The following is a 15,586-nucleotide window of genomic DNA, read 5'->3' on the forward strand; positions in this document are numbered from 1 at the left end:
CAGGGCATTCCATTGTTATAGCCGAATTCATCAGGTAACCGCCGCCGCTATATCATGACTATCGCAACAAGGCGCTTCACGAAATTCAGGATATGCATGGGCTCCACGTCCGCCTGACAAGCCGTTCTTACCGCGAAAGCTCCTTTAGCCCCAGCCGGATCAGCTTGGCGCTATCGCCGCCCTCCCCGCCATTCTTCAGCGCGGCGGCAACCGCATTGGCCGCCTGATCGCGCGAATAGCCGAGATTAGTGAGCGCTGAGACGGCATCTGCCACCGGTGCGGAAGCAACGCCTTCGCCAAGCTCCTGCTTGAGCCCGATGGACGCCGAAGCCTCTCCCGCAAAGGCGGGTGCCTTGTTGCGAAGTTCGGTCACAAGACGCACGGCCACCTTCGGCCCGACCCCGGGTGCGCGTGAGATCATCGTTTTGTCCTGTAGCGCAATGGCATTGGCGAGTTCGGATGGCGAGAGCGTGGAAAGGACGGCCAAGGCCACTTTCGAGCCCACCCCCTGCACGCTCTGCAGCAGATTGAACCATTCCCGCTCCAGTGCCGAGAGAAAGCCGAACAGTTTCAGCTGATCCTCACGCACATAGGTTTCGATGAACAGCACCACCGCCTCCCCGACGGAGCCGATTTTCGACAGTGTACGCGCCGAACAATAGGCGACGTAACAAACGCCGTGCACATCCACCAGCACGTAATCCGCGCCGATTTCCTCGATGCTGCCCTTCAGTTTTCCGATCATGATGCCGCCCGCTCAGTAAGACTTATATTCAACCGGCCGCCAGCAGCCGCCGCATCCTGTCACCACCGCGATTATGGGCGTGGCAGATGGCGATGGCGAGCGCGTCCGCCGCATCGTTACCCTTGAATTCGGCCTTCGGCATCAGGATTTTCAGCATCATGTGAATTTGCTGCTTTTCGCCGTGCCCGACGCCTATGACGGCCTTCTTGACCGCATTCGGCGCATATTCGAAGACCGGCAGGCCAGCGCGTGCCGGCACCAGCATGGCGATGCCGCGCGCCTGACCGAGTTTCAGCGTCGCCACAGCATCCTTGTTCACGAAGGTCTGCTCCACCGCCGCCTCATCGGGCTGATGGCTGTGCACGATGTCCGCCAGCCCGTCATGCAGCTGGCATAGCCGGGAGGCGAGATCCATATCGCCATCCGACGTCACCGTGCCGGAAGCGACAAACCGCAGGCTGTTGCCGAGGGTGTCGATGACACCCCAGCCGGTGCGCCGCAGCCCGGGATCGATGCCGATGATTCGAATCGTCTTTTGCATGAGTTACCTTATCTTTCCGGCTGCGACCCTGCCAGCGATAAGTGAACAAAACGACAACATTGATCAAATTTGCAGTGCAGCATTTACCTCTGCTTAAACCGCGTACCGCATTGTTCTCCACAAAATCAAAAAAGGGGAGCTGCGGACATGATGATCCGCAGCACAATATGTTCGCCATATCAGCCGTCCGATGGCGCCATCCGTGATGGCGCGGGAACTGATCCGGCATTGGGGGCTGCATCGGCCATGCTGAACCGTTTTCATTCCATATCCACCAAGGTGCTGGTGATTTTCCTGGCACTTATGGCGATCTCCACCGGCGCTCTGACGCTTCTCGGCTATCAAAGCAGCAGCGGCGTTCTCGAGGAACAGGCGTCGAAATCCATGGAGAGCATTCTCGTCTTTCGCGGCGACATGCTCCAGGAGCGTCTTGAGCAGCTGAAAACGCAGGCGGATTCCATCGCCAAGATCGAATCCCTGCAGATGGCTGTTGTCTCCATGCGCAGCGGCTGGGCGACCGTGCAGAAGAATTCCGGTGATGCGAAGGCGGAACTGCAGCGCGTCTTCGTCAAGGAAAACCCATTCGGCGACAGGGAAAAACTGATCAAACCGGAAAGCCCGAGCGGCTTTTATTATTCCACCCATGAAAAAACCCAGACGGATATAGCCGGTTATCTTCAGGGAACACCGTTCAGCGACGTTCTCTTCATCGATCCCGCTGGCACGGTCTATTATTCCTATCTGAAGGGACAGGCTTTCGGGGAGACCGTCAAGGGTGGCACCTTCGCGGAAAGCGGCCTCGGTACGGCCTTCGCGCAAGGCGCGGCGAACGCCGAAAAGGCAGTCAACGATGTTGCGCAGACCAGTTTCTCCGGCCTGCGGATCGATGCGGCGACGAAAGAAGCCGGTATTTATTTCGGCGTTCCGGTCGTCAAATTCGGTGCGTTCAAGGGCATCGTCCTCTTCCAGGTCAAGGAAGGCGTTTTCAGCCAGATTCTGACGAAAGGCGTCGTAGCCGGAAGTTCGGAACAATCCGCGATCATATCCGCCGATGGCAAGGTTCTTGGCGTTGAAGGCGACAGGCTGGTCAGCCTCGACCCGGCCATCTACGATTTCCACGGCGACGCTCTCAACGCGGCGGGCATGACCATCGCCAAGATCGACCGCGCGGATGGCGAAGCCAATGCCTATGCCCGCCCCTTCTCTTTCGCCGGTGAAAAATATCTCGCGGTGGAAAGCATGTTGCGCAGCGAGTTGAACGCCGGCTCCATCTCGATTGCCGGCACGCTTGCCGTGATCGGCCTTTGCGTTCTCGCCGCCATGTGCGCGACGACGGCCTTTTTCGCACGCCGTCTTTTCGCCCCGCTGGAAAAGCTTGCCGGACTGACCGGCGAGGTAGCCGCCGGCCGTCTCGATGCCGAAATCGGCAATCAGGATCGGAAGGACGAAATTGGCCGCATGGCGCGTGCGCTCGGCAGTTTCCGTGAAAAACTCATCCTGCAGCGGGAGATGGAAGAAACCGCATCGCGCGCCCGGGAAGAAGCCGAAACCGCCCGGCGTGCGCATCTTGCGGAACGGGAGGCGGAGGCCGGCACCCTGCAGATGGTCGTGCAGTCGCTGGATGAGGGGCTCGATCGGCTGGCGAATGGCAATCTCGCCTATCGCATAGATACCGTTTTCCCCGATGATCTCGAAAGCCTGCGCCACAACTTCAACACCGCGCTTGCCCGGCTTAGTGAGACCATGGAGGCCATTGGCGGCAATTCGGCCGCCGTTCGTGGCGGCTCCGAGGAGATGCGGGTGGGGGCAGACCAGCTGGCGGAACGCACCGAGCGGCAGGCAGCCTCCATCACCGAAACGGCAAGCGCCATCAAGGCAATCACGGAAGCCGTCCGCGACCAGATCGAACGCGCCGAACAGGCAACGCGGATCGCCCGCGACGCCAGCACGGAGGCAACGGCTTCGAGCCGCGTGATGGAGCAGACCATCGCCGCCATGGAGGCGATCCAGACCTCATCGCGCCAGATCAACCAGATCATCGGCGTTATCGATGAAATCGCCTTCCAGACCAACCTTCTCGCACTCAACGCCGGTGTGGAGGCCGCGCGTGCCGGCGACGCAGGCAAGGGTTTTGCCGTCGTGGCGCAGGAAGTGCGCGAACTGGCGCAGCGTTCGGCCGCCGCCGCAAAGGAAATCACCAGCCTTCTGAAGCGCTCCACAGACGAGGTTTCCGCCGGCGTGGCGCTGGTGGAAAAGGCAGGCGCTTCGCTGACCGGCATCGGCACACACGTGCAGACCATCAGCACGCGTATCGAAGAGATCATGGAGTCTACCCGCGAGGAAGCGCACACGCTTTCGGAAATCAACAGCACCGTCACCAGCCTCGACACCATGACCCAGCAGAACGCCGCCATGGTGGAGGAAACGACGGCCGCCATTCACAATCTCGCCTCCGAGGCGGGTGAAATGGACGGCAGGCTCGGGCAGTTCATATTGGCTTCGGAGAACGAAGCCGCAGGATATCGCGAAAACAGGCAATTCAGGCGGGCAGGTTAAGACCGGTCCAGCCCGCAAAATACCGGGGCCTCTTCGGAGGCCCCAATTTTTTTGAACCATCCTTCAATTCTGCGCGACTTCTCTGGTAAATCGGGACACGCGCCTTACATCCGCAGCAAAGATTTAAATTTCGCAGGAGCGTCGGATGATCCCCTTTTCCATTCTCGACCTTTCGCCGATCGGCGAAGGCGAGAGCGTCAGCGAGGCGCTTGAAAATTCCCGCCGAATGGCGATCAAGGCAGAGGAACACGGCTATAACCGCATCTGGCTGGCGGAACACCATGGCATGCCGGGCATTGCCAGTGCCGCAACATCACTCGTCATCGCCCATGTGGGCGCGGCCACGAAACATATCCGCGTCGGTTCCGGTGGCATCATGCTGCCCAACCACTCCCCCCTTGTCATTGCCGAACAGTTCGGCACGCTTGCCGCGCTCCTTCCCGGCCGTGTCGATCTCGGGCTTGGCCGTGCGCCCGGAACCGACATGCGCACAGCGCGGGCGCTGCGCCGCAATCTGGATGCCGGTGCGGAAAACTTCCCGCAGGACATCATCGAACTGCAGCGTTACCTCGGCCCGCCACAGCAGGATCAGGCGATCCTCGCCGTGCCGGGCATGAATTCCAACGTGCCACTGTGGCTGCTCGGCTCCAGCACCTATAGCGCGCATCTCGCCGCAGCCCTTGGCCTGCCCTACTCCTTCGCCTCACATTTTGCCCCGGATATGCTGATGGAGGCGATCCATATCTATCGCGAGCGCTTCCAGCCCTCCGAGGTGCTGGACAAGCCCTATGTGATGGTGGGCGTGATGGGTGTCGGTGCCGATACGGACGAGGAGGCGCAACATCTCTTCACCTCGTCGCAGCAGCAATTCGTGAACCTGCGCCGCAATGTGCGCACGCAGTTCCCCAAGCCGGTGCACAGCATGGACGGCTACTGGAACGAAATGGAGCGGTTCTCGGTGGAACATACCCTGCGTTTCGCCGCCGTCGGTTCACCCGAAACGATCGAACGCCATCTCGGCGGTTTCCTGGCGGAAACACAGGCGGACGAGCTGATCGTCTCGATGCCGATCCACGACATCGAAAAGCGGCTGCGATCGGTGGAAATTTTTGCCGACGTGCGGACCTCCATCAAAAAGGCCGCTTAGCGTTTTCAGACATTCCGGACGGGAAACCGGGTGCCAGATATCCATTGATAGTGCTCTCGACAAAAAAAGCCCCGGAGCGGATCGCTGCCGGGGCTTTTTCTGAAACATGAAACGTCAGGCGGAAAGCTTGGCGAGAATTTCTTCGGACACTTCGAAGTTGGAATAGACGTTCTGCACGTCGTCATCGTCTTCGAGATTGTCGATGAGCTTCATCAGCGACTGCGCCTTTTCCTCATCCACCGGCACCGTGTTCTGCGGCTTCCAGATGGCCTTGACGCTTTCGGCTTCGCCCAGCACGCCTTCCAGCGCCTTGGAAACCTCGTTCATCGCTTCGAAACCGCAAATGATGGTGTGACCATCTTCGGAAGATTCGACATCGTCGGCACCGGCCTCGATGGCGGCTTCCATGACCTTGTCGGCATCGCCGACTTCAGCCTTGTAGGAGATTTCGCCGACGCGGTCGAAGGAGAAGGAAACGGAGCCGGTTTCGCCAAGCGCACCACCGGCCTTGGTGAAGATGGAGCGCACGTTGGAGGCGGTGCGGTTGCGGTTGTCGGTCAGGGCCTCGACGATGACGGCGACGCCACCCGGGCCGTAACCCTCGTAGCGGACTTCATCATAGTTCTCGCCATCCGCACCGGCAGCCTTCTTGATCGCACGCTCGATATTGTCCTTCGGCATGGACTGGGCCTTGGCGTTCTGGATCGCCAGACGCAGGCGCGGGTTCATGTTCGGGTCGGGCATGCCCGTTTTAGCCGCAACGGTGATTTCACGCGCAAGCTTGGAAAACATTTTGGACCGTACTGAGTCCTGCTTGCCCTTGCGGTGCATGATGTTCTTGAACTGTGAATGACCAGCCATGGAAAACCTGATTGTCGTAATTTGGAGATTGCGGGCCTTATAAGTGCGATAGGCCCATCGTTCAAGCCCGCAGGCGCTTTCTCTTCCGCGAACAATGAAAGGAACTGATTTATCCGCTTCTCGTTCTGATCATGAACGCGGTGGAAGAAGGCATGATTTCTCTCCCCCGCGACGTGAAACCGGAAGGAGAGAACATATGGTCAGCCTGACTGAAGCAAGAGAAGCCCCGGCCCGCCAGCTCTGGGACGAGATCAACTCGGTCCATGCCGGAATGCTCGGTCTCGAAGGCCTGCACACTCATATGCAGCCGATGGCGCCTCACGCTGACCCCAGGACCAACACCATCTGGTTTTTCTCCAGGAAAGACACCGATCTCGTGAAATCGCTGAAATCCGGCTCACGCGCGCATTTCTGCCTCGTCGGCAAGGATCATGACTATCACGCCTGCCTCTCCGGTATTCTGGAGGCGCGCGACGACAGGACGAAGATTGACGAATACTGGAATTCCGTCACCGCCGCCTGGTACGAGCACGGCAAGACCGATCCGCAATTGACGATGCTGGCCCTTCATGTCGACGATGCCGACATATGGGCGTCAACCGACAGCACGCTGAAATTCGGCTGGGAAATCGCCAGGGCCAATATGTCCGACGAGAAGACGCCTGACGTCGGCGTTCGCCAGCACCTCACCTTCGCCTGATCGACAGAGTTTCACCGGGCTCCCCCGGCCTTCCTCGCCCGCCGCCTGCTACATGCCTTTCGGCACCAGTATCTGCGGCTGGCGGGGAAGGTTTCTCATCGAAACCCGGATAACCGGGTCGGCGGCATAGGCAATCTGGAAACTCTCGCCGAACATCGTCAGGAACTGCGCAAGCGGCGCCCCGGTACGATGCATCGGCAGGATCAGCGCGGAACGCAGGCGCTTGACCACGCGGCTCATGCTGTCGGCACCCATGGTCAGGCCACCATCCACCGGCACCATCAGTACATCCAGCCGGCCTATTTCTGCATAATGCGTATCCGTCAGCTCGTGATGCAGATGGCCGAGGTGACCGATACACAGGCCTGCAATTTCAAATATGAAAATGGAATTGCCATTTTCCTGAAAGGATTCGTAGTCGCCCCAGCGGTTGCGGATATCGGTCGCAACATTGCGGATATAGACATCGTTCACCAGAACCTTGTGATCGGCCTTTTCTCCCGGCACGTCGCTCCAGCCATGCAGAACATATTGAATGGCCGGATCCGGGCTGAGGGTGAAATGCGTCGAATGCGCCCGGTTCATCGTCACAACAGTCGGTGTGACGGGTGGACGATAGACACCGTTGTAGTCGGTCGCGATCGTCACACCGCCGGGGCTTTCGATGAGATAGGTGGAATGGCCGATGAAGCTGATCTTCACCTCTTCCCGAGAGGTGGCCTGGGCAAGCTGAACGCCGGGTGGATTGAAACTGGCGAACATGACGCCGGGAATGTTGCGGGCAATCGCCTGGCACTGGCTGACGGGCGGGCGGCTTTCCGTCTGGGCGAAGGTCGCTCCCGCGCAGGTGAGCAATCCCGTTATTGCAAGCATTAGCACGCGCAGCATCATGCCACTCTCCTGAACTTGCGAAGGCTCGGAGGATGGGACAGGTTTTGCCGGGCGTCCAGTTGCAAGAGCGGCGGAAGCGCTCACAATCTCGTCATTGTGAGCACCCGCGCGACGGCAAGCTCAAGCCCAGAAGGACGGAAGCGTTTCCGCAAGCCGCGGGCCGATACGCAGCGGCGCGATCTTTTCCGCAAGTCCGGTGCGATCGGAAATCTCGACGCCGACGCCGCAGATCGTCGCAGGCCCGCTGGCCGCCTCGAAGCGCCCCTTCGGCATTTTGGAAATGAAGCGGTTGATCGGCTCTTCCTTCTCCATGCCGAGCGAGCTGTCATAATCGCCGCACATGCCGGCATCCGACATATAGGCTGTTCCGCCGTTCAATATCTGGGCGTCGGCCGTCGGGACATGCGTGTGGGTGCCGACGACAAAGCTCGCACGACCGTCGACAAAATGGCCGAAACACTGTTTTTCGCTGGTCGCCTCGGCATGGAAGTCGAAAATGATCGCGTCGGCCTGCTCCTTCAGCGGGCAGGCGGCAAGAATGCTCTCCGCCGACTTGAAGGGATCGTCGAGTTCCGGATGCATGAACACGCGGCCCATGATGTTGGCCACAAGCACGCGGGCGCCGTTGCGGGCATAAAAAATGCCCGAACCCTTGCCCGGCGTGCCGTCAGGATAATTGGCCGGCCGCAGGAACTGGTCGTGGCGCTCGCAGAAGGAAACCGCTTCCTTCTGATCCCAGACATGGTTGCCGGTGGTCACCACATCCGCACCGGCATTGATGGTCTCGAGATAGATATCCTCGGTAATGCCAAAACCGCCAGCGGCGTTTTCACCGTTGACGATAACGAAGTCCAGCTTCAGATCGGAAATCAGCCCCGGCAATTGCTCCCAGACAGCCGTGCGTCCGGTCTTGCCAACCATATCTCCGAGAAAAAGAAGCCTCATTCACCGCCCCGATCTTGCGCATGTTTCTAGATTGCGTTCCCTCTAATGGGTAATCCGTCTTTTAAAAAGTGCTAAAGCGCCTTTTACCCCGGATCGACTGTCGATAGCGGGGAGGAAAACCAGCGCAGGCCGCTTTCCGTCAGAATGGCGTGAAGCGGCACATCATGCGGCTCCGCCGGTATGGATGGCACTTCCTGACAATCGAAGGCAACACCTATGAGAACAGGTTCCCGGCCCTTGGCGTGCAATCTGGCAATGGCCCGGTCATAGTGGCCCGCACCATAACCGATGCGCTGGCCCCGCCCATCGAAAGCAGAAAGCGGCACGAGCAGAATATCCGGATCGAGAACAGCGGCATCCTCACCCGGCCCGGTCGTGCCGAAACCGGTCTTCACCAAGGGCGTATCCGCCTCAAAGCTGCGGAAGACAATGGTTTCACGGTCCAGCACAACAGGAAGGGCGAGACGCCCGCCCCGTTCACGCAACATTTCCATCAGCGGACGGATATCAGCCTCGGAACGGATCGGCATGAAGCCGGAAATGACCGCGCCCGGCGCAAAGGAAATGCCGGAAGCACCACGGACCGCCATCGACCGGCTCTTCTGCTGCCGTTCAGCCGGTATCAACGCATCGCGCGCGGCGAGCCTTTCGCCGCGCAACCGCGCTTTTTCGGCAACGTCGCCCGCCATCAGGCGGCCCGGCTCACAAGCACCTTGTCGATGCGGTGGCCGTCGAGATCGATGACTTCGAAACGCCAGCCGTTGCGGGTCACATGCTCGCCCAGCTCCGGCAGGCGGCGGAACTCGTCCAGAACCAGACCGGCCACGGTCTCGAACTCGGCATCCTCGTCGATCTGGAAGCCCATACGGTCGGCGAATTCATCGGCGGGCATCCAGCCCGCAACAAGAAACGAACCGTCCTCACGCTCGACCATGGCCGGTTCTTCGTCATCCTCTTCCTGGAACGCACCCGTTATGGCTTCGAGAACGTCGCCGGAGCTGATGATGCCTTCAAAATGGCCATACTCGTCATAGACAAGAACCATGTGCACCGTCGAGCGGCGCAGCGACTGGATGACATCCACGGCGCTCGTCAGGTCGGATACGACCGGAACCTCACGCAGAAGCTCGCGGATGTTGAGCTCCTTGCCGGAGGCCAGCGCGTCGAAGGCGTCCTTGGCGAAAAGCACGCCGAGAATTTCATCGGAAGCGCCGTTGCGCACCGGCAGGCGGGAGCGCTGGGTGCCGCGAAGCTGCTCGCGGATTTCTTCCGCGCTGTCTTCGATATCGACCACTTCCACGTCACGGCGCGGCGTCATCAGGCCGCGCGCATTGCGGTCTGCAAGGCGCATGACGCCGGTGATCATCGCCGATTCCTCGGTCTCGATCACGCCGGCGCTGTGGGCCTCGGCCAGAACCGTGCGGATTTCATCGTCGGTCACCGACGCGTTGGACTCACCGCTATGGCCAAGAAGGGCGAGAACGACCTTGCCCGACCTGTCGAGCAGCCAGACCAGCGGCGCGCCGACCCGCGACAGCATCACCATGGTTGGCGCGACCCGGGCGGCGACCTTTTCAGGATCGCGCAGAGCGATCTGCTTGGGCACCAGCTCGCCGACGATCAGCGACAGATAGGTGATGGCGACAACCACCGAACCGACACCGATCGCATCGGCGGCACGATCGGGAACGCCCTGCTCCAGAAGCCATGCGGTGAACCGGGCGCCGAGCGTGGCACCGGAAAACGCACCGGACAGGACACCGACCAGCGTGATGCCGATCTGCACCGTGGAAAGGAAACGTCCGGGATTTTCAGAAAGGCCAAGCGCCATGGTGGCGCCTTTGCTGCCTTGCGCGGCAAGCACCTTCAGCCTCGCCGGTCTGGAGGAGACAACGGCAAGCTCGGACATGGCAAGCACACCGTTCAATACGGTGAGCAGGACCACGATCATAATTTCAGTAAACAAGTTTAGCTCTTTGGGCTGTTGAACGGCACGTCGCGGTTTTGGCCGCAGCGCCCTTTATTTGAAAGGGCATAACAGACATACCAATCCGAATAATAGGCAATTGTTCCGCCATTGCAATGACAGCGATATAAAAAAGCCATGCCCGGCAGCAGTGAAAAGTAACTGTCGACGATAAAACATTCAGGTGAAGAACCGGGGACTGACCCGAAACTTCAAGCGCGATCCACGGCGACCGATGGAGATTTACGATCCTGGGTGCCTACAAAAGTAGGTGGGCACCGTGTGTCCAGCCCCACGGGACTGGCCAGGGACAGCTCCCTTTGGATCGAGTATGGCCCCAGGGATTGTGGTTCCTGTCGGGAAGCGCAGAACGCATCCAAGATATAGGACGGATCAGGGAAAACCGCCAGAGGGTGCGGCGCGAAATTTTGCCGCCTCAGAACTCTTCGGCCGCTCAATGCGCCGCGGGCTTCGGCCGTGCCAGCAGTTTCTCGGTGATCCCGTTCAGACGATCGGCGAGATCACCGATGGCAAGCGCCACCATCTCGTCCGATTTTGCCTTGTGCTCCGCCATGCCGTCGCGGTTGCGGGACAGGGATGAAACCTCCCCCTCCAGCTTCTCGAGCTTGCGGTTGATCTCTGAAAGCTCGTCCATCACCATGATGCCGGCCATGACGGTGAGCCTGAGATCGCCGATTTCACCGAACTGGCTCTTGAGATGGCCGACATAACGATCAAAACGTGTGGCGAGATCGGTCAGGTGGTCTTCCTGCCCCGCCTCGCAGGCCATGCGATAGGCCTTGCCATCGATCATAACAGTGACTTGCGCCATGAAACCGCTCCTATCGATCCAGCACCGCGCGGATCGTCTCCATCGCCGTCACCAGCCGGCGGGAAACCTCGCGATTGACTTCTTCAAGCCGGTTGGCGCGAAACTCGGCCTGGTCAAGCTCCTGCGCCAGCCTGGCGCGGTCAACATGGACCCGCTTGACCTCGTTATCGATCTCGCCTGTCTCCCTTTGCCGTTCGATACGCATATCGATGGCATTTTCGAGATTTGTGATGGCAGCATTCAGCTCCGTCAGCGCAGATTGTACGGTCTTCTCAGCCGACATCGTTTTTTCCAACTCGCACGCCACCGGCCGAATCGTCCGGTTTCAGGCTTTTCCAACATTCACGAGGTTATTACCCGATTTACCATCCCGTCAATCAAACCAGTGCATTGAAGCGCTTTGCTCTGTGGATGAACGAAGAAGCGCCGACATATATTGCACGTATTTTGCCGTGGCACCTGATTTTCTAAACGATTTTTTCTCCCGGAGAGAACCGCAATTGCCTGTGGATTTATTGACTTGCCTGCCTCACCTGCTATGGATCAACCCGCTTTTTGGATAGTTGCGTAAAACTATCTCCTTTCACCCGGAAACAGACGGAAAAGCCATGATTTCTCGCGACAAACACAACCGGATGGCCAATGCGATCCGCTTTCTTGCCATGGATGCAGTGGAGAAGGCCAATTCAGGCCATCCCGGCCTGCCGATGGGCGCCGCTGATGTCGCCACCGTTCTCTTCACCCGTTACCTGAAATTCGATCCCAAAGCGCCGCTCTGGGCGGATCGCGACCGCTTCGTGCTGTCGGCAGGTCATGGCTCGATGCTTCTTTACTCGCTGCTCTATCTGACGGGCTACGAGGACATGACGATCGACGAGATCAAGCGTTTCCGCCAGTTCGGTTCCAAGACCGCCGGCCACCCCGAATACGGCCATGCGACCGGCATCGAAACGACGACCGGCCCGCTCGGCCAGGGCATCGCCAATGCCGTCGGCATGGCGATCGCCGAACGCAAGCTGGAAGAGGAATTCGGCTCCGACCTGCAGAGCCATTTCACCTATGTGCTGTGCGGCGACGGCTGCCTCATGGAAGGTATCAGCCACGAAGCCATCGCGCTTGCCGGCCACCTGAAGCTCAACAAGCTCGTCCTGTTCTGGGATGACAACAACATCACCATCGACGGTGAAGTCGGCCTTTCCGACAGCACCGACCAGATCGCCCGCTTCCAGGCCGTTCACTGGAACACCATCCGCGTCGATGGCCATGATCCGGACGCGATTGCCGCCGCCATCGAAGCCGCGCAGAAATCCGACCGCCCGACCTTCATCGCCTGCAAGACCGTGATCGGTTTCGGCGCGCCCAACAAGCAGGGCACCCACAAGGTTCACGGCAACCCGCTCGGCGCCGAAGAAATCGCCGCCGCGCGCAAGCACCTCAACTGGGAAGCCGAAGCTTTCGTCGTTCCGGAAGACGTACTGGATGCATGGCGTCTCGCCGGCCTGCGCTCCACCAAGACGCGCCAGGACTGGGAAGCCCGCCTCGAAGCCGCTGAAGCCGGCAAGAAGGCCGAGTTCAAGCGCCGCTTCGCCGGCGACCTGCCCGGCAACTTCGACAGCTCCATCGATGCCTTCAAGAAGAAGATCATCGAAAACAACCCGACTGTGGCCACCCGCAAGGCCTCGGAAGATTCGCTCGAAGTCATCAACGGCGTCCTGCCGGAAATGATCGGCGGCTCGGCCGACCTGACGCCGTCCAACAACACCAAGACCAGCCAGATGAAGTCCATCACCCCGACGGATTTCTCCGGCCGTTACCTGCATTACGGCATCCGCGAGCACGGCATGGCTGCCGCGATGAACGGCATCGCGCTCCACGGCGGTCTCATCCCCTATGCCGGCGGCTTCCTGATCTTCTCGGACTATTGCCGTCCGTCGATCCGCCTTGCAGCGCTCATGGGCATCCGTGTCGTCCACGTTCTGACGCATGATTCCATCGGCGTTGGCGAAGACGGCCCGACCCACCAGCCGGTGGAGCAGATCGCAGCCCTGCGCGCCATTCCGAACCTGCTCGTCTTCCGCCCGGCGGATGAAACCGAAACGGCGGAATGCTGGCAGCTGGCGCTGGAACAGAAGCACCGTCCCTCGGCGCTGGCGCTGACCCGCCAGAATCTTGCCCCCTCGCGCAAGGAATATGAAGAGAAGAACCTGTCCGCATACGGCGCTTACGAACTCGTTTCCGCCAGCGACGCCAAGGTTTCGATCTTCGCTTCCGGTTCCGAAGTCGAAGTGGCGCTGAAGGCCGCCGCAACGTTGAAGGACAACGGCGTTTCCGTCCGTGTCGTTTCCGTTCCCTGCTTCGAGCTTTTCAAGGAACAGCCGGAAACCTATCGCAACGCCATTATCGGCAAGGCTCCGGTCAAGATCGCGATCGAAGCCGCCATCCGCCAGGGCTGGGATTATTTCATCGGCTCCGACGGTGCTTTCGTCGGCATGCACTCCTTTGGAGCGTCTGCGCCGGCGAAGGATCTCTTCAAGCACTTCGGCATCACGGCGGAAGCCGTCGTCGCCGCAGTCGAGGCAAAACTTGCGTGAGGGTTCCCAAGCCCTCACATTTCTGCAAAGACCAAGCCCATATCTTGATCGGGAGACTGTAAATGACTGTAAAAGTTGCCATTAATGGCTTCGGCCGCATCGGCCGCAATGTTCTGCGCGCCATCGTCGAATCCGGCCGCACCGATATCGAAGTCGTTGCCATCAACGACCTTGGCCCGGTTGAAACCAATGCCCACCTGCTGCGCTACGATTCGATCCACGGCAAGTTCCCGGCCGATGTTAAGGTCGAAGGCGACACGATCACCGTCGGTGGCGGCAAGCCGATCAAGGTGACCGCGGTTCGTGATCCGGCAACGCTGCCGCACAAGGAACTCGGCGTCGACATCGCGCTCGAATGCACCGGCATCTTCACCGCCCGCGACAAGGCAGCGGCCCACCTGACGGCAGGCGCAAAGCGCGTTATCGTGTCCGCCCCGGCTGACGGCGCAGACCTGACCGTCGTCTTCGGCGTCAACCACGACCAGCTGACGAAGGACCATCTGGTCATTTCCAACGCGTCCTGCACCACCAACTGCCTCGTGCCCGTCGTGAAGGTTCTCGATGACGCCGTTGGCATCGATCATGGCTTCATGACCACGATCCACTCCTACACGGGCGACCAGCCGACGCTGGACACCATGCACAAGGATCTGTACCGCGCCCGCGCCGCAGCCCTTTCCATGATCCCGACCTCGACCGGCGCCGCCAAGGCCGTTGGCCTCGTTCTGCCGCACCTCAAGGGCAAGCTGGACGGCACGTCCATCCGCGTTCCGACCCCGAACGTTTCGGTCGTCGACTTCAAGTTCATCGCCAAGCGCGACACGACGGTTGAGGAAATCAACGAGGCGATCAAGTCTGCCGCCAACGGCAAGCTGAAGGGCATTCTCGGCTATACCGAAGAGCCGCTGGTTTCCCGCGACTTCAACCATGACAGCCACTCCTCGATCTTCGCGATCGACCAGACCAAGGTCATGGAAGGCAAGTTCGTTCGCATCCTGTCCTGGTACGACAATGAGTGGGGCTTCTCCAACCGCATGTCGGATACGGCCGTCGCCTTCGCGAAGACCATCTAAGCAGGTATCAGACCATAAAGAGACCGGCAGGCGCGATCCTGCCGGTTTTTCTTTGTCTAAAAAAGCCGGCGGGAGCGAGGGATCCCGCCGGCATCGATCCTGAAGCAAGGCGGGGCGCTCCAGATCGAAAACCATCTCCGGCAGAGAGACGACGCAAGCCGTCGCTCAACCGGCGGAATGAGACCACGCATCCATCATTTTCTATTGTTGATAATGACGGGGCCGGAATTTCCGGCATTGCTCCAGATCGTATCGAACGTCTGTTGCCGGAGCTCGCTTTGCTGCATGGAGAGCTTCATCATGCAGTCGGCGAAATCGCGCGAGCCTTCATAATAACCGAACACGCGGCAGCGTTCGCGTTGCGCGGCCATGTTTTCAGCGGTCTGCTCCGTGCTCGAACAACCCGCAACAATCGCGCCCGCTGACAATAATATAAAAATGGAAACCCGTTTCATCCGATCGCTCCGGTAATGATGAAAAGCAATTCGGAAGCGACAATTAACGCAGCTGCATTGTCGCTATGTTACGTGCAAGACCTTGGGATCAATCTCTCCAGGCAAAACATCCTGGCCACTCCCTGCTGGCGGACTGAGAGCCCCTTCCCTGCCGTCGCCATTTTCTGCAACACGCCGAGAAAATTCCCATTTCCTGCCTTCGTCTGGTCCATTTTGAAACGGACAAGGAGGACAGGGATAACGGTCGTGCGCAATGCACTTCGGCCCTGCCGTATCATTCGAT

At 59.7% G+C, this 15,586-nt stretch carries 15 protein-coding genes and 1 other RNA gene; 5 read left to right on the forward strand and 11 right to left on the reverse strand.

From position 1 onward, the window contains the following. Positions 1–127: 127 nt before the first annotated feature. Positions 128–745: a Holliday junction branch migration protein RuvA gene (ruvA, locus tag JZX88_RS15265; RefSeq protein WP_003523218.1), complete on the reverse strand. Its 618-nt coding sequence runs from the start codon at positions 743–745 to the stop codon at positions 128–130. A gap of 28 nt (positions 746–773) precedes the next feature. After that, positions 774–1,286, reverse strand: coding sequence for a crossover junction endodeoxyribonuclease RuvC (gene ruvC / locus JZX88_RS15270; RefSeq protein ID WP_003523217.1), 513 nt, complete (start codon positions 1,284–1,286; stop codon positions 774–776). A gap of 246 nt (positions 1,287–1,532) precedes the next feature. On the opposite strand from ruvC, the gene JZX88_RS15275 reads away from it, so the two are divergent. Both JZX88_RS15275 and JZX88_RS15280 read left to right on the forward strand, forming a co-directional pair. Beyond that, positions 1,533–3,842 (forward strand): methyl-accepting chemotaxis protein, encoded by a 2,310-nt coding sequence (locus tag JZX88_RS15275; protein ID WP_206914247.1) that lies wholly within the window; start codon positions 1,533–1,535, stop codon positions 3,840–3,842. A gap of 145 nt (positions 3,843–3,987) precedes the next feature. After that, positions 3,988–4,989, forward strand: coding sequence for an LLM class flavin-dependent oxidoreductase (locus JZX88_RS15280; RefSeq protein ID WP_206914069.1), 1,002 nt, complete (start codon positions 3,988–3,990; stop codon positions 4,987–4,989). A gap of 114 nt (positions 4,990–5,103) precedes the next feature. On the opposite strand, the gene JZX88_RS15285 is transcribed toward JZX88_RS15280, so the two are convergent. Then, a complete protein-coding gene (locus JZX88_RS15285; RefSeq protein ID WP_174034648.1) occupies positions 5,104–5,850 on the reverse strand; it encodes a YebC/PmpR family DNA-binding transcriptional regulator in 747 nt (248 codons plus the stop codon). A 196-nt stretch (positions 5,851–6,046) separates the two neighbouring features. Here JZX88_RS15285 and JZX88_RS15290 point away from each other — a divergent pair, with 196 nt between their 5' ends. Further along, positions 6,047–6,550, forward strand: a complete 504-nt coding sequence (locus tag JZX88_RS15290) for a pyridoxamine 5'-phosphate oxidase family protein (protein ID WP_110758069.1) — start codon at positions 6,047–6,049, stop codon at positions 6,548–6,550. Between the two features lie 48 nt (positions 6,551–6,598). Here JZX88_RS15290 and JZX88_RS15295 read toward each other — a convergent pair whose 3' ends face one another. The 7 genes from JZX88_RS15295 to JZX88_RS15325 all read right to left on the reverse strand — a co-directional run bounded on the left by JZX88_RS15295 (position 6,599) and on the right by JZX88_RS15325 (position 11,467). Continuing rightward, entirely contained in the window at positions 6,599–7,441 is an 843-nt protein-coding gene (locus JZX88_RS15295; RefSeq protein ID WP_206914070.1) for an MBL fold metallo-hydrolase, read from the reverse strand. Positions 7,442–7,561: 120 nt separating this feature from the next. After that, complete coding sequence (locus tag JZX88_RS15300; RefSeq protein ID WP_065117395.1) at positions 7,562–8,386, reverse strand: TIGR00282 family metallophosphoesterase; 825 nt, start codon at positions 8,384–8,386, stop codon at positions 7,562–7,564. An 83-nt stretch (positions 8,387–8,469) separates the two neighbouring features. After that, a complete protein-coding gene (locus JZX88_RS15305; protein WP_206914071.1) occupies positions 8,470–9,075 on the reverse strand; it encodes a 5-formyltetrahydrofolate cyclo-ligase in 606 nt (201 codons plus the stop codon). Then, the gene (locus JZX88_RS15310; RefSeq protein ID WP_065117393.1) at positions 9,075–10,337 is read right to left on the reverse strand and encodes a hemolysin family protein; all 1,263 of its coding nucleotides are present in this window, start codon (positions 10,335–10,337) and stop codon (positions 9,075–9,077) included. Before JZX88_RS15310 ends, JZX88_RS15305 begins: the two co-directional genes overlap by 1 nt. Before the next feature lie 231 nt (positions 10,338–10,568). Then, positions 10,569–10,727: non-coding RNA, 6S RNA (ssrS, locus tag JZX88_RS15315), on the reverse strand. Positions 10,728–10,806: 79 nt separating this feature from the next. Continuing rightward, a complete protein-coding gene (locus tag JZX88_RS15320; protein WP_065117392.1) occupies positions 10,807–11,184 on the reverse strand; it encodes a cell division protein ZapA in 378 nt (125 codons plus the stop codon). A gap of 10 nt (positions 11,185–11,194) precedes the next feature. Then, positions 11,195–11,467 (reverse strand): DUF4164 domain-containing protein, encoded by a 273-nt coding sequence (locus JZX88_RS15325; RefSeq protein ID WP_046799912.1) that lies wholly within the window; start codon positions 11,465–11,467, stop codon positions 11,195–11,197. 325 nt (positions 11,468–11,792) lie between these two features. Here JZX88_RS15325 and tkt point away from each other — a divergent pair, with 325 nt between their 5' ends. Together tkt and gap are read left to right on the forward strand one after the other, a co-directional pair. Continuing rightward, positions 11,793–13,775: a transketolase gene (tkt, locus tag JZX88_RS15330; RefSeq protein WP_206914072.1), complete on the forward strand. Its 1,983-nt coding sequence runs from the start codon at positions 11,793–11,795 to the stop codon at positions 13,773–13,775. A 62-nt stretch (positions 13,776–13,837) separates the two neighbouring features. Further along, positions 13,838–14,848, forward strand: coding sequence for a type I glyceraldehyde-3-phosphate dehydrogenase (gene gap / locus JZX88_RS15335; RefSeq protein WP_065117390.1), 1,011 nt, complete (start codon positions 13,838–13,840; stop codon positions 14,846–14,848). Between the two features lie 194 nt (positions 14,849–15,042). Here the strand turns inward: gap and JZX88_RS15340 are convergent, their stop codons facing one another. Beyond that, on the reverse strand, positions 15,043–15,219 hold the full coding sequence (locus JZX88_RS15340; RefSeq protein WP_246753490.1) for a hypothetical protein: 177 nt from the start codon (positions 15,217–15,219) through the stop codon (positions 15,043–15,045). Positions 15,220–15,586: the final 367 nt, after the last annotated feature.

It is taken from the genome of Agrobacterium sp. OT33, from assembly GCF_017313365.1.
In the GTDB taxonomy this organism is placed as follows: Bacteria; Pseudomonadota; Alphaproteobacteria; order Rhizobiales; family Rhizobiaceae; genus Agrobacterium; species Agrobacterium rhizogenes_A.